Below are 21,112 nucleotides of genomic sequence, written 5' to 3'. Positions count from 1 at the left end.
CGGAGTGCTCATCATAAGGAGGTACGGCATGAGGATGCTGATTAAAAATATCCGGATTGTGAGTCCGGGAAATGGACTCGACAGAACGGGTTCTATCGTAATTTCGGACGGAACTATTCTTCGCGTGGGAGACTGCGCGGAGACGGACGGTGAATTTGACACGGTCATCGACGGCAAAGGGCTCGTCGCGGCGCCGGGACTCGTGGATGTACACGTGCATTTCCGGGATCCGGGGCTTACGTATAAAGAAGATATTCATACCGGCGCTGCCGCTGCGGCAAAAGGCGGTTTCACGACGGTTGTCTGCATGGCGAATACGAAGCCGCCGGTGGATAATGTGGAGACGCTCCGGTACGTTCTCGAGGAGGGAAAGAAGACTGGGATTCATGTGCTTTCAGCCGCCGCGGTGACAGTGGGACTCGCCGGGAAGGAACTGACCGACATGGAGGCGCTGAAGGCCCATGGGGCGGCAGGCTTTACTGACGACGGGATACCGATCATGGATGAGAAGCTTTTAAAGACAGCCATGGAGGAGGCGGCGCGTCTGGATCTTCCTCTAAGCTTCCATGAGGAAGACCCGGCGTTTATTGTCAACAATGGAATTAACCACGGCGCTGTCTCGGACGAGCTGGGGATCTATGGCTCACCGGCACTGGCGGAGGATTCTCTGGTAGCCCGCGACTGCATGATCGCCCTGCACACAGGGGCCGCGGTGGACATTCAGCATATCAGTTCCGAGGGAGCTGTGCGGATGGTGAAGCTGGCGAAGGAGCTGGGAGCGCGGGTATACGCGGAGGTTACGCCGCACCATTTTACACTGACGGAAAACGCGGTTCTGGAGCATGGGACTCTGGCGAAGATGAATCCGCCTCTCCGGACGGAAAGGGACCGCCAGGCCATTATAGAGGGATTAAAGAACGGCAGCATCGATATGATTGCCACGGATCACGCCCCGCACAGTGCGGAAGAGAAGGCCAAACCGCTGACGCAGGCGCCCAGCGGGATCATCGGGCTTGAGACGGCGCTGGGGCTGGCAGTCACGAATCTGGTTCGCCCGGGCCATTTAAGCCTGCTTGAGCTGATGGAGAAGATGAGCCTGAATCCGGCGAAGCTCTACCATCTGGATTCCGGTTCCGTGGAAGAAGGAAAGGCGGCGGACCTGGTGCTGTTTGATCCGGAGGAAGAGTGGACCGTAGGGGAATTTGCGTCGAAATCCTCTAATTCCCCGTTTACCGGAAGCAGACTGTACGGAAAAGTAAAATTCACGATCTGCGGCGGGAAAATCGTATATCGGGACGGAGAATAAAGCCGGAGGGGGAAGATTTGATGAATAAATATACGACTATCCTTTTCGATGTGGACGGAACGCTTCTCGATTTCGATTCCGCGGAGGAAAATGGGCTTGCCAGTGTGTTCAAAGAGTACGAAGAAAGCGGAGCATACCGGACAGCGGATTTAATCGGGACGTACCGCAGGGTGAACCGCGATCTGTGGGACGCCTATGAGAAAGGTCTCATCACGAAGGACTATATTACGGATACCAGATTCGGCGCCGTATTTGAGGCCCACGGCATTACTGCCGACGGGATACAGACCGAGCACAATTATAGGGAAATCCTGAATCATACGGCGATTGTCATGCCGGAGGCCGTGGAGGTGCTGGAGTATTTGCAGGACCGGTATGACCTGTATGTGGTGACAAACGGTTTTACGGAGACTCAGAAGATGCGGATGGCGGATTCCGGTCTGGACCGGTACTTTAAGAAATCCTTTATTTCCGAGGAAGTCGGGTATCAGAAGCCGCAGAAAGAGTATTTTGACCGCTGCTTTGAGGCCATGCCGGGAGCGGAGAGAGAACGGACCCTGATCGTGGGAGACTCCTTAAACTCGGATATAAAAGGTGGAAATACAGCGGGAATTGACACCTGCTGGTTTAATCCGCAGGGGGCTGTTCTTACCGCCGGTGTCAAGGTTGACCGGGAGATCCGGTCGCTTAAGGAGCTGAAGGAATTTTTGTAGTCAGCAGGCGGAACTGCCTGATAGAATGTCTGATTTGTGTAAAGGGAGGGCGTGCATGGGGATAAATGGAGGTGAAAACGGAATGTTTGTGGATTATGACCACAGCATTGTGAGTCTGAGCTGTTCGATACTGAAGCATTATGGGGCAGAATACCTCAATAAGACGTTCGAACCGATGGATGAGCTTCTTCAGCACCCATACAAGCATGTGGTGATTATGCTGTTTGATGGCCTGGGGATGGACGCGCTCCGCCGCCATCTGCCTGAAAACAGTTTTTTAAGAAGCCACGCGCTTGGGGAACTGTCCTCGGTCTTTCCGCCGACCACCACGGCCGCGACGACTTCCATCGAGAGCGGATTAACGCCGGCGGAACACGGATGGCTCGGCTGGAATCTGTATTTTCCTGAACTGGACCATATCGTATCGCTCTTTCCCAACACCCGGAGAGGTACGCAGGAGCAGGCCGCAAAGTTCCATGCGGCGAGACAGTATCTGCGGTACCGAACGGTCTATGAGAAAATAGAGGAGACGGGGAATGCAAAAGCGTATGTCGTCTCTCTGTACGGCTCCGCCAGAATTACCAAATATGAGGAGCTGTTTGACACGGTAAAAGGTCTATGCCGGAAAGAAGAAAGAAATTATATTTATGCCTACTGGGGTGAACCGGATTATACGATGCATGACGTCGGATGCTGTCATGAGTCGATTACTGAAATCATCAGGGACATTGATCAGCGCGTTGAACGGCTCTGCCGTGACCTCGAGGATACGCTTCTCATCGTGACGGCCGATCACGGTCACGGTGATACCGGATATTTCCTGATCCGGGATTATCCCGAACTGGACCGGATGCTGGAGCGCCCGCCGGTGATAGAAGCCAGGGCGGCGTCCTTCTATGTGAAACAGGAATACCTGGCGCAGTTTCCGGATCTGTTTAAACGGCTCTTTGGGGATCAGTTTTTGCTGCTGTCCAAAGAAGCGGTTCTGGGGCAGAATATATTCGGAGGCGGTGTTCCCCATCCGAGATTGCCGGAGCTTATGGGCGACTATCTGGCGGTGGCGGTAAGCGGCATGGGGATCAATTACGAAGACAGCGACAGTAAATGGAAGTCCAATCACTCGGGATTTACGGAACGGGAGATGAAGGTTCCGTTTATTGTGGTGGAAAAAGGTAACGAGTGAAATGAATCAACTTTATGAGCAAATAAGGAGGTACAAAATATGCTGCAGGCAGGAACAAAAGCACCAGATTTTACATTGAACGATAAGGACGGCAATCCCGTTACACTCTCCTCTTTTCTGGGGAAGAAGGTGGTTCTCTATTTTTATCCGAGGGATAACACACCGGGCTGTACCCGTGAGGCGTGTGCCTTTGCCGGCGCATATGCGGGATATCAGCAGAGGGGCGTGGAAGTCATCGGAGTGAGCAAGGACAGTGTAAAGAGCCACAGCAGCTTTGCCCAGAAACATGAACTGCCCTTCATTCTGGTTTCCGATCCGGAGCTGGAGGCCATAAAGGCGTATGACGTCTGGCAGGAGAAAAAGCTTTATGGAAAAGTGTCCATGGGCGTTGTCAGAAGCACCTTTGTGATCGATGAGAACGGTGTGATCGAAAAGGTCTTTGAGAAAGTAAAACCGGATACGAATGCACAGGAGATCCTGGAGTATCTGGATGAAAGGGCAAATGCATAAAGATGGTACGCCGGAAAACCGGGGGCAGTGACAGCCTCCGGTTTTTCGCTGTTTACAGGCTGCGTTCCAAATCAAAGAAATTATAAAAAATCTTCTTTACAGAAATACTTTAGTATGCTACCATGGTAGCACATGAAAATACAGAGGAGGAAACAACAATTATGAAAAAGAGAGTTATGGTAATGGCGGCAGCCCTGGGGCTGATGGCAATGGTATCCGGGTGTTCCGGACAGGCGGCCGGTAATACGGCGGCGGAGACTGCAGAAACGACTGGGAAAGCGGCGAATACGACTGCAGCGGAGGCTGATGCGGATACCAGTGCGGATACGAAGGCACCCGAGACGGAGGCTTCTTTAGCAGGAACCGCAGGCGGTACATTTACAGTAGGATTTGATCAGGAATTTCCGCCTATGGGGTTTGTGGGAGATGATGGAGAGTACACCGGTTTTGACCTGGAGGTGGCAAAGGAGGTCGCCAAACGTCTCGGACTGGAGTTTGTTCCTCAGCCGGTTGACTGGGCGGCAAAGGATATGGAGCTGGAGTCCGGTAATATTGACTGTATCTGGAACGGATTTACCATGACAGGCCGTGAGGACGATTATACATGGACGGAAGCTTATATGGCGAATCAGCAGGTATTTGTGGTGACAGCGGAGTCTGGCATCAAGACTCTGGCGGAATTGGCCGGAAAGGTAGTGGAGGTTCAGGCGGAGTCCTCCGCGGAAGCGGCATTAAAAGATGATCCGGATCTGACGGGAACATTTGGAACGCTTCAGACGACACCGGACTATAATACGGCCTTTATGGATTTACAGATGGGAGCGGTCGATGCCATCGCCATGGACGAGGTAGTGGCTCGTTTCCAGATCGAGCAGAGACAGGTTGATTTTATCGTATTGGATGAGACGCTTGCCGCAGAAAACTATGCGGTTGGATTCAAGAAGGGAAATGACACCTTAAAGGATCAGGTTCAGGAACAGCTGGAAGCACTGGCGGCAGATGGCACCCTGGCGAAGATATCCGAGAAGTGGTTTGATAAAGATATCACAACGATTGGTAAATAGAGACAGAGAGTGGATAAGAGGGGAATACCATGACTTTATCAAAGATTTTTTCACAGCTGGCAGGAGGCATGTGGATCAGCATTCAGATATTTTTTGTGACGCTTATTTTTTCCCTGCCTCTGGGACTTTTCATATCCTTTGGCAGGATGTCGAAAAATCCTGTAATCAGAACCATTGTAAAATTTTATATTTCAGTCATGAGAGGAACCCCTCTGATGCTGCAGCTGATGGTGGTTTATTTTGGCCCATACTATCTGTTTAAGATCAAAGTGGGGAATAATTACCGCCTCTGGGCGGCTTTTATCGGCTTTGTTATCAATTACGCGGCATATTTTGCGGAGATATACCGGAGCGGGATCCAGTCCATGCCGGTTGGCCAGTATGAGGCGGCGAAGCTGCTGGGGTATTCGAAGACGCAGACGTTTTTTCGGATTATATTTCCACAGGTGATGAAACGGATTCTCCCCTCGGTAACGAACGAGGTCATCACGCTGGTTAAGGACACATCCCTGGCATTTACCATCAGCGTCCTGGAGATGTTTGCGGTGGCAAAGGCGCTGGCGTCCTCCCAGACAAGCCTGATTCCGTTTGTGGCGGCGGGCCTGTTCTACTACATATTTAATCTGCTGGTGGCTGTCATCATGGAAACCGTGGAAAAGCGGCTGAATTACTATCAATAAGGGGAGGAGAAACCATATGTATCTGCTGGAAATGAACCATATCAAGAAATCATTTGACGGCCAGGGCGTACTGAAAGACATCTCCTTAGCGGTAGCGGAAGGCGAGATTGTCTCCATCATCGGTCCGTCCGGATCGGGCAAGTCCACGCTGCTTCGCTGTGCGACGATGCTGGAGCGGATGGACAGCGGCGAGCTGCTGTACCTGGGTGAAAAGGCAGCCTGGAACGGCCCCGATGGAACCGCCGTCTATGCAGGAAAGGAAAAACAAAAGGAAATCCAGGGGAATTACGGCCTCGTTTTCCAGAATTTTAACTTATTTCCCCATTACAATGTGCTGAAAAATATCATCGACGCGCCGATCCATGTGCAGAAGCGAAAATCAGAGGAGGTAATCCGCGAGGCGTACGACCTGCTTCGCAAGATGGGACTGGAGGACAAGGCGGAGGCATACCCCTGCCAGCTCTCCGGCGGCCAGTGCCAGCGTGTTGCCATTGCAAGGGCTCTCGCCTTAAACCCCAAGATCCTGTTCTTTGACGAGCCCACCTCTGCGCTGGACCCGGAGCTTACGGGCGAGGTGCTGAAGGTGATCCGTTCTCTGGCCGATTTACAGATCACCATGGTAATAGTGACTCATGAGATGGCATTTGCCAGAGACATCTCGGACCGCGTCATCTTCATGGCAGATGGACTGATCGTGGAGGAGGGGACGCCGGAGGAGGTTTTTGCCTCCAATAATGAGCGCACGCAGAACTTTCTGGGCCGGTACGGGGATGGTTACGGTTCTCTCAAAAATTAAGAAAAAAGCAAAGCAATTTTCACAATCGGATGATATACTATGAGCACTTGATAAAGCTACTTATGGTATATAGCAGAAAGAAGAGGATGCGAATGAAACGAATACTGATTGTGATAATGGCGCTCTGCGCGGCCCTTGCTTTTACGGCCTGCGGAAAATCTTCCAGTAATACAGAGACGACACCGGCACCCACTACAGCGGAACCGGAGACGAAGGAACCGGCGACGACACCGGCCGCGACGCTGGAGGCGCCGGGCAACACCGCGGAGTTTAAGATTTTGACGTGCAACGTGGAATCGGTATCGGATACGCTGGAGGACATGACGGTCAAAAACGGCGATACGGAAGTGAAATTTAACTTAAACGGCGTGGTGATCGAGACCACCTATGAGCTGAAGGAGGGAACCCCTGTCTCTATCATTTACAAGGGAGAGATATCCGGAGACGACGCCGCCAATGCAAAGATTGTGCTGGTACTGGATGCCCAGGAGAACATGGAAGTGAAGACCATGACCGGAAGCGTAACGGATCAGGCCATGAGCAGCTTTACGATCCGGGACGATAAGGGGGAAGAAACAGGCTTCTTAAAAGATAACTGTGAGGGCCTTAATACCGGTGTTCTCGGCCAGGCCACAGATGACAGCAACGGCAGCGGCGCCATGGTAAAAGTAACGTATGTGACAGTGACCTACGATGCGGGCAGCGAGTCCAATTTCCCGCTTAAAGTAGAGTCCGCCAAATAGATTTTAATAGATACAGCTGAAAATCACCGGATTTACAGGCTTTTTTGATAAAAGGCTTGCAAATTCGGGATTTTCATGTAAAATAAGAGAGATGAGAGACGGGGCCTTATGAGCCCTGTTTTGTGTGAGCGGAAACTCCGCAGCGGGTGCCTGCTCACTGGAAATAATGACAGAGCGAGCGGCGGTTATAAGAAAGGAATTTATTGGGAATGATTAGTGCGAATAATGTAACCTTACGTATTGGCAAGAAGGCATTGTTTGAAGATGTAAATATTAAATTTACGGAAGGCAACTGCTACGGCATGATCGGTGCCAATGGTGCAGGAAAATCAACGTTTTTAAGAATTTTATCAGGACAGCTGGAGCCGACGAGCGGCGACATCGTGATGACACCTGGCCAGCGTCTTTCCTTCCTCCAGCAGGACCATTTTAAATATGACGAGTACCAGGTTCTGGACACTGTTATCATGGGAAATGCCAGACTGTATGAGATTATGAAAGAAAAAGATGCCATCTATATGAAGGAAGAATTTACAGATGAAGACGGCATCAAGGCGGCTGAGCTGGAAGGCGAGTTTGCCTCCATGGACGGCTGGGAAGCGGAGTCCGACGCGGCCAACTTATTAAACGGCCTTGGAATCGAGACAGAGTTTCACTACAAATACATGAAGGAATTAAACGGCGCCCAGAAGGTAAAGGTACTGCTTGCCCAGGCGTTATTCGGCAACCCGGATATCCTGCTTCTCGACGAGCCGACGAACCATTTGGACCTCGATGCCATCGCATGGCTGGAGGAGTTCCTGATTAACTTTGAAAATACGGTAATTGTGGTATCCCATGACCGTTATTTCTTAAATAAAGTCTGCACTCAGATCGCGGATATCGATTACGGCAAGATTCAGCTGTATGCCGGTAACTATGATTTCTGGTATGAGTCCAGCCAGCTGATGGTGAAGCAGATGAAAGAGGCGAACCGGAAGAAGGAAGAGAAGATCAAGGAGCTGCAGGAATTTATCCAGCGTTTCTCCGCCAATGCTTCCAAGTCCAAGCAGGCGACCTCCAGAAAACGTGCTCTTGAAAAGATCGAACTGGATGATATCAAGCCATCAAGCCGTAAATATCCGTATATTGATTTCCGCCCGGCCCGTGAGATCGGAAACGAAGTGCTGACCGTACAGAATTTATCTAAGACCATTGACGGCGTGAAGGTGCTCGACAATATCTCCTTTATCTTAAACAGAGAAGATAAGGTAGCCCTGGTTGGCCCCAACGAGCAGGCGAAGACGGTTCTGTTCAAGATTCTTTCCGGCGAGATGGAACCGGATGAAGGCGATTATAAGTGGGGACTGACCACAAGCCAGTGCTATTTCCCGAAGGACAACAGCGCGGAATTCAACAACGATGACACCATTGTGGATTGGCTGACACAGTACTCCCCTGAAAAGGAAGCGACCTATGTCCGCGGATTCCTGGGACGTATGTTGTTTGCGGGAGAGGATGGCGTGAAGAAGGTCCGTGTCTTATCCGGTGGTGAAAAGGTCCGCTGTATGCTTTCCAAGCTGATGATCTCCGGCGCCAACGTGCTGATGCTCGACGAGCCGACCGACCATCTGGACATGGAGTCCATCACGGCGTTAAACAACGGCCTGGTGAAGTTCCAGGGCGTGCTGCTCTTCTCCTCACGTGACCATCAGATCGTGGAGACGACCGCTAACCGTATCATGGAGATCGTGAACGGCCAGCTGATCGATAAGATCACCACGTACGACGAGTACCTGGCCAGCGATGAGATGGCGCGTAAGAGACAGGTATTTACACTGACCGATGAGCAGATGCAGGAGAATGAATAAAGTAAGACTTGCCATAAAGTAAAGAATCGCCTGGGGATTATCTCTCCGGGCGATTCGTCCGTTTGAATGCTATTCCTTGTTACTGCGGACAGCGGGCTGCAAGCAGTAACTATTCCCTGACAATGGCGTTCGGGTAGATCCACTCCATCCTCTTATCCGGAAAATGATCATCCAGGAAGTAGTCGATGGAGTTGGCGGCTTCCCGGCCCGTCTGCCGGTCCGAGTAGCGAGCCAGTGCCATGGCTGAAATCACGATGTTTACCGTCATGAAGACGATCATGCACCAGCTTAATAATTTCCCCGCCTTGACCGGAACCCGTTCAATGAGACCAGAGATGCGCGGATAAAGAATCTTGATCCAGATGACGGCCGCCAGGCCCCAGAAGAAGCAGTACAGCAGGTTGATTCTTCCTCCCAGGTTGAAGGGCAGTTTGCTGTAATCCCAGAATACGGTACCGAAGGCGATCTCCGTGAACACGCTGCAGATGTACTCATAGGCGCCGCCTACCACAGTACCGAACAGGAAAATATACCGGTCGTCACGGTCCTTATACTTGTGAAGCATCATGGTGAGGACCACAACGCCCAGCCCCCACACGACGCTGAAGGGTCCATAGACCACACTGCTTCGGCTCATCAGGATTCCGGAGGTGACGTAGCAGAAGATCGTCTCAGTGATATCTCCCAGGAAAGCTCCGATAAAGAACAGCCATACGAGCTTATGGAACGAACAGCCGTCGGCGAAGACGGCTGGAGCTGCCTCGCAGGAACGTGTTTTTGCGCGGGAGGCGGAGTCGGTCTCAGCCGCAGTGCTTTCCGGCGCCGCTCCGGGATGGGCCTTAGCCATACGTCGTTCGATCCGGGTAAAAATGGCGCGCGCCAGTCGGTTGGAAATCTGCTGCATTCCCTCAGCCAGCTCTTCCACGCGGGTGTTGTATTTCTGCACCTGGAAGACCACACCGAGTACGCTGATAAAATCCATGGCCAGGATGACGAGACCTGCGATGAGGATAATCTGTCCGGCCAGCGCTGGAACCCGGCTGATGACCATATGGATCAGTGGATGAATAAAACGGAGAGTAAGCGCCGCTCCCACGCCCCAAAGGGCTGAAAACGGGATACAGACGTAACCGCCCAGATTGTATTTATAATCAGAATAGTCCCACCACCGCTTCTTAAACAGCTTTTCCATCAGCGCCCCGGTGAAGAACTCCAGGATCGTGGCGATGACGGCGCTTCCGATGGCCAGGAAGACGAGACTTTCTCTCAGAGAACTGAAAAAGGTCAGAATCAGAATCATGCCGATGCCGTAAACCGGGCAGAGAGGGCCATTTAAGACGCCGCGGTTATAGAAATGCTTCTTTTTCAGAGCCGCATAGGCAATTTCCATGCACCAGCCCAGAAATGAATAGATGAAAAAATAAGAGAGCAGTTGAAAAAGTGCTTCATTCATATGTACAGATCCTTTCCGCAAACCAAAGTATGGGGCTTATGGCATATGATACCATAAGCCCCATACCGTTGCAAGGGAAATGAAACCTGTAACCTACTTCTGCATCAAGATTTCAATATAAGCAAGAATGAGCGGTGCGATGCCCTTCGCTTCGTTTTTTACAATAGGCTCCCGCATATAATATTCAAAGGTGCCTTCCCGGTTCTCGGTGTTGCCGAGGCCGGCTACGAGGCAGATGCCATCCAGCTGTAATTCGCCGTTTTCTTCGGAGAGATACTTGTCACAGATGCCCTGAAATGCCTTCTCGCCAAATGGAAGATACGTGTCCGGCAGATAGCCCAGGCGGACGCTCTTCATGATGGCGTATGCGAAGATGGCGGAACCGGAGGTCTCTAAGTAATTGGGGCTGATGCCGCCGCGGTTCACGACCTGATACCACATGCCGGTCGCTTCGTCCTGGTAAGGTAGCATGGCGTCAATCAGTTCCCGGTATATGGTGTTTAATTCGGTGCGCTGTTCCATTAAGGAATCCGGCATGATTTCCATGGTGTCGATGAGCGCCATGGAGAACCAGCCCAGCGCGCGGAGCCAGAAGTTATCGGAGAGTCCGGTTACCCTGTCGCACCAGAACATCTTCCGGGAATCGTCATAGGCGTGGTAGTAAAGACCATTCAGCGGTTCCCGCATCAGCTGCCGGACATTTTTAAACTGATTGATAATGTCCATGCAGTTTTTGCAGCCATTGTATTCCACTTCATACTGCATATAGAAGGGAAGCGCCATGTAGAGCCCGTCCAGCCAGATCTGGTTGGGGTAGATCAGCTTGTGCCAGAAGTTGCCGGTAGAGGTGCGGGGCTGGCCGAGGATCTGGCTGTGCACGGTGTCAATTCCCTTCCGGTATTTCTCTTTTCCGGTCAGCTTATATAAATCGAACAGGGTCTTGCCTGCATTTACATTGTCCAGATTATATTCTTCCGGGTCGTAGGAAACAATGGAGCCGTCCCCGCGGACGAAGTGATCGATGAAGTGATCGGCGAATTCTAAGTATCTGCTGTTTTCAGTAATGTGGTAGAGTTCGAGAATGGCCTTGATCATGCAGCCATCCATATAGTTCCATTTGGCCGGAGCCGATGCATCGCTCTCTTCCTTATACCAGATCGGTGATTCAGGGGTACTCTGATCTAATAATTGATGAATATAGCGGTCCAGTATTTCCATATTGAATACTCCTTTTCTGTATATGAGAAAAATAAAAGATTGAAAATTCAAACGTTTGCAGCTTCTATTATAATATCATATATTTTAAAAAATAAAATTAGTAAATATATATAAAAAGTTGATAAAATGATATGCATAATACACAATTGACATGGGAAAAGAATGGTGATAAGATAAAAACATCAACGAGACAATGTATATTTGCTGGCAAAAAGACACAAACGAGGGGCTGGAATGTAGCAGATATGCATATTTTTAAGAAACGGGTTGCAAACCTTTGCAAAATCAAAGCAATGAGAAAAGCGCCTAAGAAAGAAAGGGAGACTGTCTTATGAGAAAGAACTGGAAAAAAGCTTTAACACTGGTAATGGCGGCTGCGATGGCAGCAGGACTGGCAGGCTGCGGCAACGGAGCAAAGCAGGCAGAGGAGACAACCGCTGCTCAGACAGAGGCTGCAAAAACAGAAGCTGCAAAAACGGAGGCGGAGACTACGGCGGAACCGGCGGAGGCGGAAGGCCTGACAGTGAACACCACAGATCCCATTGAGATTTCCTTCAGCTGGTGGGGCGGCGATTCAAGGCACGAAGCCACTCTGGCTGCAGTCGATGCGTTTATGAAGAAGTATCCGAATATTACGGTAAAGACTTCTTATTCCGCATGGGATGGCTGGGAAGATAAGATGTCCTCACAGTTTGCCACAGGCACAGCACCCGATGTAAACCAGATTAACTGGAACTGGATTACTTCCTTCAGCTCAGACGGAAGTGCGTTCTATGATCTGAATAAGCTATCCGATATTCTCGATCTGTCCCAGTTCTCGGAAGATTACCTGGCACAGTGTACGGTAGCAGACAAACTGCAGGGCGTTCCGATCTCCATGACAGGCAGAATCTTCTACTGGAACAAGACTACATACGATCAGGCCGGAATTGAGACACCGAAGACCTTAGCCGACTTAAGAGCAGCAGGAAAGGTATTCCAGGAAAAGCTTGGCGGCGATTACTATCCGCTGGCTATGAACGAGTATGACAGAACAATCTTCATGGTTTACTACTTAGAGTCCAAGTACGGAAAAGCCTGGGTAGAGAATAATGAGCTTCAGTACTCTGAAGATGAGATCAAGGACGGTCTGGAATTTATCCAGTCTCTGGAAGCGGATCATGTAATTCCGTCCATCGCCACCATCGCAGGCGACGGCGCGGCTTCCTTCGACAAGAACCCGAAGTGGATGGAAGGTAAATACGCAGGCATCTTCGAATGGGATTCCGCAGCTACGAAGCAGCAGGGCGCGTTAAATGAAGGCCAGGAATTCGTAGTAGGCGAGGAATTTGCCGACATGGGCGACTATAAGGGCGGTTTTGCGAAGGTTTCCATGTGCTTTGGAATTTCTGAAAACACAAAGCATCCGGCTGAATGTGCGGCTTTAGTAAACTTCCTGTTAAATGAGGAAGAGGGCGTCAAGATACTCGGTTCCGAGAGAGGAATTCCGTGCTCCGCAGAAGGACTTAAGATCTGTGAAGACAACGGTCTGTTAAATGAATTAGTGGCAGAAGCAAACTCCAAGGTTTTAAGCTATGTCTCTTTCCCACTGGATCCAAAATTTGAGGCGAGTGCGTTAAAGGCAACAAATGAGGGCGTTTACTGGGATGTAATGGCAGGCTTAAGCTACGGCGATTACGATCTTGATGAAGCAACCGAAGTACTGATTGACGGTGTTAATAAAGTTTTAAGCAAATAGTGAGTGACAATCAGCGGCCGCCGGCAACGGGGGCCGCTGCGTAAGAAAGAGGAGGTAACGGTATGAAGCAACCAGCGGCTCAGAGTACAACCGCAGAAAGAAGGAGCTTTAAAAAGATCGTAAAAGAAAACAAAGGCTTTTTCTTCATACTGCCATGGCTGATTGGATTTCTTATCTTTAAGGTATATCCGTTTGGATCATCACTTGTATACAGTTTTACGGACTATCATTTGTTTGACGGAGTTTCCAAAGTTGGCCTGATGAACTATGACGAGATTATCCATACTAAGAAGATTGTAAAAGCCTTTGTGGTTACGATGAAATACGCTTTCATGACCGTACCGCTTAAACTGGTTTTTGCGCTATTTATTGCATATATTCTGAACTTTAAGCTAAAGGGAGTCAATCTCTTCCGTACGGCTTACTATATTCCGTCGATTCTGGGCGGCTCCATCGCGATCGCCGTGCTGTGGAAAGCAGTATTTAAGGATGACGGTATTATCAACATGCTGCTGAGTTACATGGGCATCGAGGGACCGAACTGGCTGGCCAGTCCGTCTCACGCGCTGTTTGTAATCTGCCTGCTGAGAGTCTGGCAGTTTGGTTCTGCCATGGTGATTTTCCTGGCGGCCTTAAAGGGTGTTTCGGAGGATTTATATGAGGCGGCAGCCATCGATGGCGCCGGGAAATGGAGACAGTTCTTCAGCATTACGGTTCCGCTTATTACCCCGGTTATTTTCTACAACCTGGTTACCCAGCTGTGTCAGGCGTTCCAGGAATTCAACGGACCGTTCATCATTACCCAGGGCGGACCGCGTAATTCGACTATGCTGATCTCCATGCTGATTTATAACAATGCGTTCAAGAGCTACGAGATGGGTCTGGCCAGCGCTCAGGCATGGCTGCTGTTCCTGATTGTTATGACGTTTACAGCCATTGCATTCTTCAGCCAGAAGCACTGGGTCTACTATTCAGATGAGGACGGGAGGTAAAAAAGATGACGAGAGAGACAAGAAAGACTGTCAATACGATCGTGCGCTACATAGTGCTGATCGTAGTGGGCTTCATCATGATTTATCCGCTGATCTGGATGGTTGGGGCTACCTTTAAAACGAATAATGAGATATTCAGCGGGATTGGTTTCATACCGAAGAATCCGACGCTGGACGGTTATAAGAACGCGCTGAAAAGCTATGGCGGTGATATTGATATCTTTAAAGCCATGATTAATACGTATTCCATCGTTTTGCCGAAGGTGGTATTCACGATTGTATCCGCCACCATAACGGCATACGGCTTTGCCAGGTTTGAATTCAGGGGAAAAAAGCTGCTCTTTGCAGTTCTGATGTCCACACTGTTCCTTCCCCAGGTCGTGTTAAATGTGCCGCAGTTCGTCCTGTTCAATAAGTTTGGCTGGATCGATTCCCCGATTTATCTGGCGCTGATCGTACCGACAATGTTTGCGACGGATACCTATTTCGTATTCATGCTGATTCAGTTCTTAAGAAATATTCCCAAGGAGCTGGAGGAAGCGGCTACCATCGACGGCTGCGGTTCTGTCAAGACCTTATGGTATGTGATCGTGCCGATGCTAAAGCCATCAATTGTATCGTGTGCATTATTTCAGTTTATGTGGTCTTCCAATGACTTTATGGGACCATTGCTTTATGTCAACACACCGGCCCGCTACCCGGCGTCCATCTTTGTTAAGATGTCCATGGACGCAGATACCGGCTTTGAGTGGAACCGTGTGCTGGCTATGTCCCTGATTTCCATTATACCGTCTCTGATCGTGTTCCTGCTGGCACAGGATCAGTTTATCGACGGTATCGCGGCAGGCGGCGTAAAGGGTTAAGTGAATGGGCGGAGGCTGCTGTACCTCCGTCCTTTTTTGTTTGGTGCAGTTCACAGCCTGGTCGGTCTCTGCTTCCCGGTCGCCCCGGCTGTAACCTCTGCCTCCCTTTAAAGTAAAACTCAGAGAATTAAGGTGTTGCAATCTTCGGACGTCAAAGGTATACTAAATCTATTACGTATTTGTGGCAGGGAGTGTGGGATATGGCAGTTACGATCAAGGATGTGGCAAAAAAAGCGGGAGTGTCTTACTCTACGGTATCCAGAGCCTTAAATGATCCGAATGCGGACAAGTCCGATAAAAAGAAACGTATTTTGAAAATCGCGGAAGAGATGGGATACGTGCCGAATCAGGCGGCGATTCAGCTGAAGATGTCACGGTCCTACGTGATTGGTCTTTACTTCTCCACCATCAGCAAGATGAGTTCCCCCTTCGTTCTGCACGATGTGCTGACCGGGGTCTACAGCGTGGTGGGGAGCAAATATAATGTCATTGTCAAGGGTATTGATATGCATGAGCCGGGAACGTTGAATCCCTCCTTTTTGGATGGAATTATTGTGCTTACGCAGAAGGACGACGATCTGGAATTCATGGATGAAGTCCTGAATAAGGGGATTCCCATGGTAGCCATCTGCCGGACGGTATTTCTGGATGTGCCTAACGTTACCACCGATGAGGCCGGAGCCATGGAAAAAGCCATGGATTGCCTTCTGGAAAACGGACATCGGAGAATCGGCATTATCGAAGGGAATTCGAATCTGGATTCCACCAGGCTGCGTCACCGCGGCTGGCGCGCCTCCATGACAAAACACGGTCTGGATCCCGACAGTCTGCCGGTGGAACACGGTACATACCGCTATGCCAGCGGATATCAGGCGGCCAAGCGGCTTCTGGAACAGGATCTGACGGCAATTTTAAGCTTTAACGATGAGATGGCATTCGGCGCCCGGGAGGCAGTCACCGAGGTCGGCCTAAAGGTGCCGGACGACGTGTCGCTGGTGGGCTTCGACAACTGGGATCTGTCGGGCTATGCGAATATGAAACTGACTACCGTGGAGCGGAACATGGGCGAGATCGCCCGGGAAGGGACGCGGATTCTGCTGCGCCGTCTGGAGGACGGAATTATCGATAACCGGCGGGTCTATCTGGAAAACAGACTGATAATACGGGAAACTGTGAAGAATTTAAATGCTTAGGTGCTTCGCATTGTGTGCGCCTCTCCGGCGCGGGCCTGACTCGCGGGAGAGGCGCTTTCTGTTTGGTAAAAAGGTGTATCTATTATACAAAAGTCCTCCGTACAGAAGCCTTGTAATTGGAAGGAAAAAAAGTTATACTTTTATCATCACTGGTTCGTTTGAATATTGAAAGGGGAGTAATAATGAAGAAGGCACTGCCAATTGGAAATGACGACTTCACAGAAATTCGGGAAAATTGCTTCTACTATGTGGATAAAACCCTCATGATCAGGGATTTTTTGCGAATGAAGGATAAAGTAGCGCTTATTGCAAGGCCGCGCAGATTTGGAAAAACCCTTAATATGACTATGATTCGTGACTTTTTTGATATAACGAAGGAGAGTGAATCTTTATTTTCCGGGCTTGCAATTATGGATACGGAATATGCAGAACAAATGAACTCCCGGCCAGTTATATTCCTGACATTTAAAGATTGTAAGGGCATTACAAGCCGGGAAATGTTTTCCCTGCTGAAAAAAGAGTTATATAATGAATATCTCCGCTATGAAGAAATCCTGCGAAATGACTGGGATACTCTGAATCCCTACAAGAAACAGGATTTTTACCAGATGATTGATATTCTAAGGGATGATACTTCAACATATATTCAGTTTGTTACTGCGTTAAAGGATCTGACGAGTGTGGTGAAATCCCATTACAAAGTTGCGCCCATTTTATTAATTGATGAGTACGATCAGCCCATCATGAGCAGTTATGAATATGGTTATCATGGTGAGACGGCAACGTTTTTCGCAAATTTTTACGGAACGGCGCTTAAAGGAAATCCCTTTTTGGAACAGGCACTTCTTACCGGGATTCAAAGAGTGGCAAAGGAAAGTATATTCTCCCAGCTGAATAATCCTCAGATTTATACTGTGATTGACCAGGACTATGCACCGTATTTCGGCCTTAATACAGAAGAAGTAAGCGAGCTGTTAGACTACTGTGGCCTGGAACTCACAGAAGAAGTAAAAAAAATGTATGATGGATACCACATTGGCGGTATAGAAATGTATAATCCCTGGTCGATATTAAATTATGCGAAACGCGGCCGGCTGGAGAATTACTGGATAAAAACATCGACAAATTTTTTAATCCGCAAGGCGATGTCCGATGCTGATAAAAATTTTTGGGATAGCTTTGATTTACTTGCAAACGGCAGTGAAGCCACAGTATGGCTGACTCTGGATACCTCATACATTGAAAGAGAGAGTAACTATAGTCTATGGGGGCTTCTGGTAAATGCCGGTTATATAACCGTGACAGCGTGGATTGATGGTAATTCAGCAGTTGTCAAAATACCAAATGACGAGGTGATGAGCGAATTCCAGGTGCTGATTACAGAAATTTCCGGAATTAACGGGCAGGATTTAATCCGCATGTTTTCCTGTTTGATGAACAAAGATATGGCTGATTTTTTTATGATATATCAAGATATAGTTATGTCCTGTACCAGTTATATGGATGGAAAAGAAAATGCTTACCATATGTTGTTCCTCGGCATGTGCATTACATTACGCGGTACCTATAAAGTAACAAGTAATATAGAAGCCGGGTACGGGCGAAGCGATATAACGCTGATTCCGCTTTCGGCCAATCACGTTAATGTTATCGTAGAATTTAAACAAGGTGAAAATCTGGAACAGTTAAAAAAGGAAGCCCTGGAGCAGATTCTGGAGCAAAAGTATTACAGTGGCTTAAAGGGAGAAGTCGTTTGTGTAGGACTTGCCCATAATAAGAAACGCTGTGATATGGCATTTAAGACCATATACATGTAACTGCTGATAAACACGCCGTTTGACTGTCGGGTATGAAATGGCAGAAAGCGTGTATGCAATGGAAGAAAACATATTTATACACAGAAATTGGAGCTGTCGCCCCCGGTGATTGAAAAATCATAGCTGCGACAGCTCTTTTTTTAGTTCTGACAGGTCTTTCATTAGCATCTTGATGAATCAATCTTGCACTTGACATTTACCGAAAATGTGTTATAACCTAATAGTTAGGAACCGAACTATATAGATTCCACATTCAGCCAAGCACAGGGGGAAGCACAATGGATACAGGAAAACTGATCAATAAAATTTCCATACGCCTAAGGCGCAGATCGGAAAAGATGGGGAAAAATCTCGGGATTACAGAGGTTCAGGGGCGGATTCTGGATTTTATCCTGGTTGACGGCAAAGACCGGCCGCTGTATCAGAAAGACATTGAGAAAGAGTTCGGGCTGCGGCCATCGACGGCTACGGAGCTGCTGAAGACGCTGGAGAGCAGAAAGATGATACAGCGGGTCAGTAGTGAAGAGGATGGGAGATATAAGAAAATTCAGTTTACGGAGGCGGCGGAGGACATCCGGATGGCGCTGCAGCAGGAGATCCAGAAGACGGAGGGAGTGCTCGTTGAGGGAATCTCCCGGGAAGATTTAAATACATTTATGAAGGTTGCAGAGAAAATGCTGGAGAACCTGGAACGTTAGGAAGGAGAGACGTATGTCAAAGCATAACACATTATCGGACGATTTTACTCAGGGAAGTATCGTGGGGAAGCTTGTCAAATTTATGGTACCGGTGCTGGGAGCGTTGATCCTGCAGGCGATGTACGGGGCGGTGGATTTACTCGTCGTGGGGCAGTTTGGAACTGATGCGGGTATCTCGGCGGTGGCGACGGGGAGCAACATCATCAATCTGGTTACATTTGTGATTACCGCTCTTGTGATGGGCGTGACGGTTTTAATCAGCCGTTACCTCGGAGAGAAGCGGAACGAACGGATCGGCGGCGTAATTGGAGGGACGGTCTGCTTTTTTGTGATTTTTACTGCGGTCATCATGGCCCTGCTTCTGTTTCTGGCTCCTGTCTTTGCATCGCTGCTCAATGCCCCGGAACAGGCCTACGACCTGACGGTGCAGTATGTGAGAATCTGCGGTGTGGGGATTGTATTCGTGGTAGCTTATAATGTGATAAGCGGCATTTTCCGCGGACTGGGAAATTCGAAGCTGCCGCTGATTTTTGTCCTGATTGCCTGTATTGTAAATGTTATTGGAGATCTGCTTTTCGTGGCAGTCTTTCACATGAATGTGGCGGGCGCTGCACTGGCTACGATTCTGGCCCAGGCGGTCAGCGTGGTCCTGTCTCTGCTTATCATCCGCAGGCAGAAGCTGCCTTTTACCATTAAGAAAAGTGATATCCGCTTTAACCGTGAGATTCTGGTGTTTTTAAAGCTGGGAATACCGCTGGCGCTTCAGGAAATGCTGACAAATATATCATTTTTAATTCTCTGCGCGATTGTAAATGGAATCGGTCTTGAGGCGTCCTCCGGGTATGGAATCGCCCAGAAGGTCATTTCCTTTGTCATGCTGATCCCTTCTGCGCTGATGCAGTCCATGTCGGCCTTTGTGGCTCAGAATGTGGGGGCCGGCAAAGAGGAACGGGCCAGGAAGGCGATGCTCACGGGAATGGGCCTCGGCGTCTGCGTCGGCGTGTTTATCTTTGCGGTTACGTTTTTCAGAGGGGATATCCCGGCGTCGCTGTTTACCTCCAATGAGGCTTATATTGTGCGGGGCGCGGAGTACTTAAAGGGATTCAGCCCGGAGGCCATACTTACCTGTATTGTATTCAGTTATATCGGCTACTTTAACGGCCACGGCATGTCGCTTCCCGTTATGCTGCAGGGAATAACGGCGTCGTTTCTCGTGAGGGTGCCGCTGTCGTATGTGTTCAGCCTGAAGGAAGGGGCCAGCCTGTTTGATATCGGACTGGCGGTGCCGCTGGCTTCAGTGTATGGGATTGTGTTCTTTACGGTGTGGTATGGATGGTATCGGAAGCGTAAAGGGAAGAAGGGATAATTTACCATTTTATTTGCCATACGCCTCCTCCCGTTATATAATGGGTCATATCGGCCAATGCCGGTAAATAGATCAAGGGAGGTGAAACCAATTCACAGAGGTCATAAACACGATGCGGCGCATTCGATTGATTTCTATGCCTTTGAGTCGCGGCTCAGAAGCTGGAATGCGGGGCTTAAGATGGCGGTTGGGATGGCGGCGCTCTGTCTGTGCATTGCGGCGGACAAGCTGTCGGTGTCGGTATTTGTAATCTTTACCATGGCCTGCATTACGGTTATGGCGGGAGGCTTATCGCCTGCACGGTATTTAAAGCTGCTTACGATTCCTCTCGCCTTTATTTTTATGGGGACCGTAGCGATTGCCGCAGGTATTTCGCGCAGGCCCTACGGCGACTGGTATATAAGCGTTCCATGGTTTTCGCTTTATGTGACGAAGGCCGGGCTTTTGCAGGCTGTGCTGCTGTTTGCCAGAGCGCTGGGGGCGGTCAGTGCCATGTACATGATGACGCTTGCCACGCCGGCCAGTGAGATGATCGGAGTCTTAAAGCGCATACACGTACCGAAAATGATTGTGGAACTGATGTATCTGATTTACCGCTTTATTTTCGTTTTGAGCGACACCCACAGTCAGATGAAACAGGCCGCTGTTTCCCGGCTGGGAACCTGCGATTTTAGGACATCCTGCCGTACCTTCGGAAGCACCGCCGGCAATCTGCTGGTGGCATCGTTAAAAAGGGCGGACACGTATTATGACTCTCTATTATCCCGGTGCTACGACGGGGATCTCTGTTTCCTGGAGGAAGAGAAGCGGATCAGGGGAAGCCAGGCGGCAGCGGCAGCAGGATACTTACTGCTGATTGCAGCTGTGTGGATTTTTCTGTAGTCCGACATCGGAGTAATACAGAGAAAATGAGAGAAAAGGTGGTGAGT

19 protein-coding genes are annotated in these 21,112 nt (G+C 49.5%); 17 read left to right on the top strand and 2 right to left on the bottom strand.

Annotated elements, in window-relative coordinates; translation table 11 throughout:
- Positions 1-34 precede the first annotated feature (34 nt).
- The 9 genes from M1L66_RS32880 (at position 35) to M1L66_RS32840 (ending at position 8,845) form a co-directional block, all read left to right on the top strand.
- Positions 35-1,306 (top strand): dihydroorotase, encoded by a 1,272-nt coding sequence (locus M1L66_RS32880; RefSeq protein ID WP_187024400.1) that lies wholly within the window; start codon positions 35-37, stop codon positions 1,304-1,306.
- Positions 1,307-1,326: 20 nt separating this feature from the next.
- Positions 1,327-2,019, top strand: coding sequence for a YjjG family noncanonical pyrimidine nucleotidase (locus M1L66_RS32875; protein ID WP_434689910.1), 693 nt, complete (start codon positions 1,327-1,329; stop codon positions 2,017-2,019).
- Between the two features lie 55 nt (positions 2,020-2,074).
- Positions 2,075-3,202, top strand: a complete 1,128-nt coding sequence (locus tag M1L66_RS32870) for an alkaline phosphatase family protein (RefSeq protein ID WP_434689908.1) — start codon at positions 2,075-2,077, stop codon at positions 3,200-3,202.
- 39 nt (positions 3,203-3,241) lie between these two features.
- Positions 3,242-3,712, top strand: coding sequence for a thioredoxin-dependent thiol peroxidase (gene bcp / locus M1L66_RS32865; protein WP_055660106.1), 471 nt, complete (start codon positions 3,242-3,244; stop codon positions 3,710-3,712).
- A gap of 161 nt (positions 3,713-3,873) precedes the next feature.
- The gene (locus tag M1L66_RS32860) at positions 3,874-4,776 is read left to right on the top strand and encodes an amino acid ABC transporter substrate-binding protein (protein WP_187024374.1); all 903 of its coding nucleotides are present in this window, start codon (positions 3,874-3,876) and stop codon (positions 4,774-4,776) included.
- A 29-nt stretch (positions 4,777-4,805) separates the two neighbouring features.
- On the top strand, positions 4,806-5,456 hold the full coding sequence (locus M1L66_RS32855; protein ID WP_187024373.1) for an amino acid ABC transporter permease: 651 nt from the start codon (positions 4,806-4,808) through the stop codon (positions 5,454-5,456).
- A 16-nt stretch (positions 5,457-5,472) separates the two neighbouring features.
- Entirely contained in the window at positions 5,473-6,252 is a 780-nt protein-coding gene (locus tag M1L66_RS32850; RefSeq protein WP_002605276.1) for an amino acid ABC transporter ATP-binding protein, read from the top strand.
- A gap of 92 nt (positions 6,253-6,344) precedes the next feature.
- On the top strand, positions 6,345-6,995 hold the full coding sequence (locus tag M1L66_RS32845; protein ID WP_187024372.1) for a hypothetical protein: 651 nt from the start codon (positions 6,345-6,347) through the stop codon (positions 6,993-6,995).
- Between the two features lie 209 nt (positions 6,996-7,204).
- Complete coding sequence (locus M1L66_RS32840) at positions 7,205-8,845, top strand: ABC-F family ATP-binding cassette domain-containing protein (protein ID WP_002605274.1); 1,641 nt, start codon at positions 7,205-7,207, stop codon at positions 8,843-8,845.
- Between the two features lie 109 nt (positions 8,846-8,954).
- Here the strand turns inward: M1L66_RS32840 and M1L66_RS32835 are convergent, their stop codons facing one another.
- Both M1L66_RS32835 and M1L66_RS32830 read right to left on the bottom strand, forming a co-directional pair.
- Positions 8,955-10,298 carry a putative ABC transporter permease gene (locus M1L66_RS32835; RefSeq protein WP_187024371.1) on the bottom strand — a complete coding sequence of 448 codons (1,344 nt, stop codon included), beginning with the start codon at positions 10,296-10,298 and terminating at the stop codon, positions 8,955-8,957.
- A 93-nt stretch (positions 10,299-10,391) separates the two neighbouring features.
- Positions 10,392-11,516 carry a glycoside hydrolase family 88/105 protein gene (locus M1L66_RS32830; protein ID WP_434689902.1) on the bottom strand — a complete coding sequence of 375 codons (1,125 nt, stop codon included), beginning with the start codon at positions 11,514-11,516 and terminating at the stop codon, positions 10,392-10,394.
- A 331-nt stretch (positions 11,517-11,847) separates the two neighbouring features.
- Between M1L66_RS32830 and M1L66_RS32825 the strand changes: the two genes are divergently transcribed.
- From M1L66_RS32825 to cbiQ, 8 genes are all read left to right on the top strand, one after another.
- The gene (locus M1L66_RS32825) at positions 11,848-13,254 is read left to right on the top strand and encodes an ABC transporter substrate-binding protein (protein WP_187024369.1); all 1,407 of its coding nucleotides are present in this window, start codon (positions 11,848-11,850) and stop codon (positions 13,252-13,254) included.
- A gap of 62 nt (positions 13,255-13,316) precedes the next feature.
- Positions 13,317-14,246, top strand: a complete 930-nt coding sequence (locus M1L66_RS32820) for a carbohydrate ABC transporter permease (RefSeq protein WP_243270500.1) — start codon at positions 13,317-13,319, stop codon at positions 14,244-14,246.
- A gap of 5 nt (positions 14,247-14,251) precedes the next feature.
- Positions 14,252-15,109, top strand: a complete 858-nt coding sequence (locus M1L66_RS32815; RefSeq protein WP_187024368.1) for a carbohydrate ABC transporter permease — start codon at positions 14,252-14,254, stop codon at positions 15,107-15,109.
- Positions 15,110-15,309: 200 nt separating this feature from the next.
- On the top strand, positions 15,310-16,302 hold the full coding sequence (locus M1L66_RS32810) for a LacI family DNA-binding transcriptional regulator (RefSeq protein WP_002605266.1): 993 nt from the start codon (positions 15,310-15,312) through the stop codon (positions 16,300-16,302).
- A gap of 182 nt (positions 16,303-16,484) precedes the next feature.
- Positions 16,485-18,119 (top strand): AAA family ATPase, encoded by a 1,635-nt coding sequence (locus M1L66_RS32805; RefSeq protein ID WP_187024367.1) that lies wholly within the window; start codon positions 16,485-16,487, stop codon positions 18,117-18,119.
- A 278-nt stretch (positions 18,120-18,397) separates the two neighbouring features.
- A complete protein-coding gene (locus M1L66_RS32800) occupies positions 18,398-18,817 on the top strand; it encodes a MarR family winged helix-turn-helix transcriptional regulator (protein ID WP_434689897.1) in 420 nt (139 codons plus the stop codon).
- Between the two features lie 13 nt (positions 18,818-18,830).
- Positions 18,831-20,183 (top strand): MATE family efflux transporter, encoded by a 1,353-nt coding sequence (locus M1L66_RS32795; RefSeq protein WP_434689895.1) that lies wholly within the window; start codon positions 18,831-18,833, stop codon positions 20,181-20,183.
- A 57-nt stretch (positions 20,184-20,240) separates the two neighbouring features.
- Positions 20,241-21,065 (top strand): cobalt ECF transporter T component CbiQ, encoded by an 825-nt coding sequence (cbiQ, locus tag M1L66_RS32790; protein ID WP_434689892.1) that lies wholly within the window; start codon positions 20,241-20,243, stop codon positions 21,063-21,065.
- Positions 21,066-21,112 lie beyond the last annotated feature (47 nt).

This window comes from Hungatella sp. SB206, assembly GCF_051132295.1.
Lineage (GTDB): Bacteria > Bacillota > Clostridia > Lachnospirales > Lachnospiraceae > Hungatella > Hungatella effluvii.
The sequence above is the reverse complement of the archived record's forward strand: the minus strand, read 5'-3'. Positions and strand labels throughout refer to the sequence as shown.

Excerpts from the sequence above, each read along its gene's own strand:
- M1L66_RS32880 (WP_187024400.1), top strand. The coding sequence starts at position 35 with ATGCTGATTAAAAATATCCGGATTGTGAGTCCGGGAAATGGACTCGAC.
- M1L66_RS32875 (WP_434689910.1), top strand. The coding sequence starts at position 1,327 with ATGAATAAATATACGACTATCCTTTTCGATGTGGACGGAACGCTTCTC.
- M1L66_RS32870 (WP_434689908.1), top strand. The coding sequence starts at position 2,075 with ATGGGGATAAATGGAGGTGAAAACGGAATGTTTGTGGATTATGACCAC.
- bcp (WP_055660106.1), top strand. The coding sequence starts at position 3,242 with ATGCTGCAGGCAGGAACAAAAGCACCAGATTTTACATTGAACGATAAG.
- M1L66_RS32860 (WP_187024374.1), top strand. The coding sequence starts at position 3,874 with ATGAAAAAGAGAGTTATGGTAATGGCGGCAGCCCTGGGGCTGATGGCA.
- M1L66_RS32855 (WP_187024373.1), top strand. The coding sequence starts at position 4,806 with ATGACTTTATCAAAGATTTTTTCACAGCTGGCAGGAGGCATGTGGATC.
- M1L66_RS32850 (WP_002605276.1), top strand. The coding sequence starts at position 5,473 with ATGTATCTGCTGGAAATGAACCATATCAAGAAATCATTTGACGGCCAG.
- M1L66_RS32845 (WP_187024372.1), top strand. The coding sequence starts at position 6,345 with ATGAAACGAATACTGATTGTGATAATGGCGCTCTGCGCGGCCCTTGCT.
- M1L66_RS32840 (WP_002605274.1), top strand. The coding sequence starts at position 7,205 with ATGATTAGTGCGAATAATGTAACCTTACGTATTGGCAAGAAGGCATTG.
- M1L66_RS32835 (WP_187024371.1), bottom strand. The coding sequence starts at position 10,298 with ATGAATGAAGCACTTTTTCAACTGCTCTCTTATTTTTTCATCTATTCA.
- M1L66_RS32830 (WP_434689902.1), bottom strand. The coding sequence starts at position 11,516 with ATGGAAATACTGGACCGCTATATTCATCAATTATTAGATCAGAGTACC.
- M1L66_RS32825 (WP_187024369.1), top strand. The coding sequence starts at position 11,848 with ATGAGAAAGAACTGGAAAAAAGCTTTAACACTGGTAATGGCGGCTGCG.
- M1L66_RS32820 (WP_243270500.1), top strand. The coding sequence starts at position 13,317 with ATGAAGCAACCAGCGGCTCAGAGTACAACCGCAGAAAGAAGGAGCTTT.
- M1L66_RS32815 (WP_187024368.1), top strand. The coding sequence starts at position 14,252 with ATGACGAGAGAGACAAGAAAGACTGTCAATACGATCGTGCGCTACATA.
- M1L66_RS32810 (WP_002605266.1), top strand. The coding sequence starts at position 15,310 with ATGGCAGTTACGATCAAGGATGTGGCAAAAAAAGCGGGAGTGTCTTAC.
- M1L66_RS32805 (WP_187024367.1), top strand. The coding sequence starts at position 16,485 with ATGAAGAAGGCACTGCCAATTGGAAATGACGACTTCACAGAAATTCGG.
- M1L66_RS32800 (WP_434689897.1), top strand. The coding sequence starts at position 18,398 with ATGGATACAGGAAAACTGATCAATAAAATTTCCATACGCCTAAGGCGC.
- M1L66_RS32795 (WP_434689895.1), top strand. The coding sequence starts at position 18,831 with ATGTCAAAGCATAACACATTATCGGACGATTTTACTCAGGGAAGTATC.
- cbiQ (WP_434689892.1), top strand. The coding sequence starts at position 20,241 with ATGCCGGTAAATAGATCAAGGGAGGTGAAACCAATTCACAGAGGTCAT.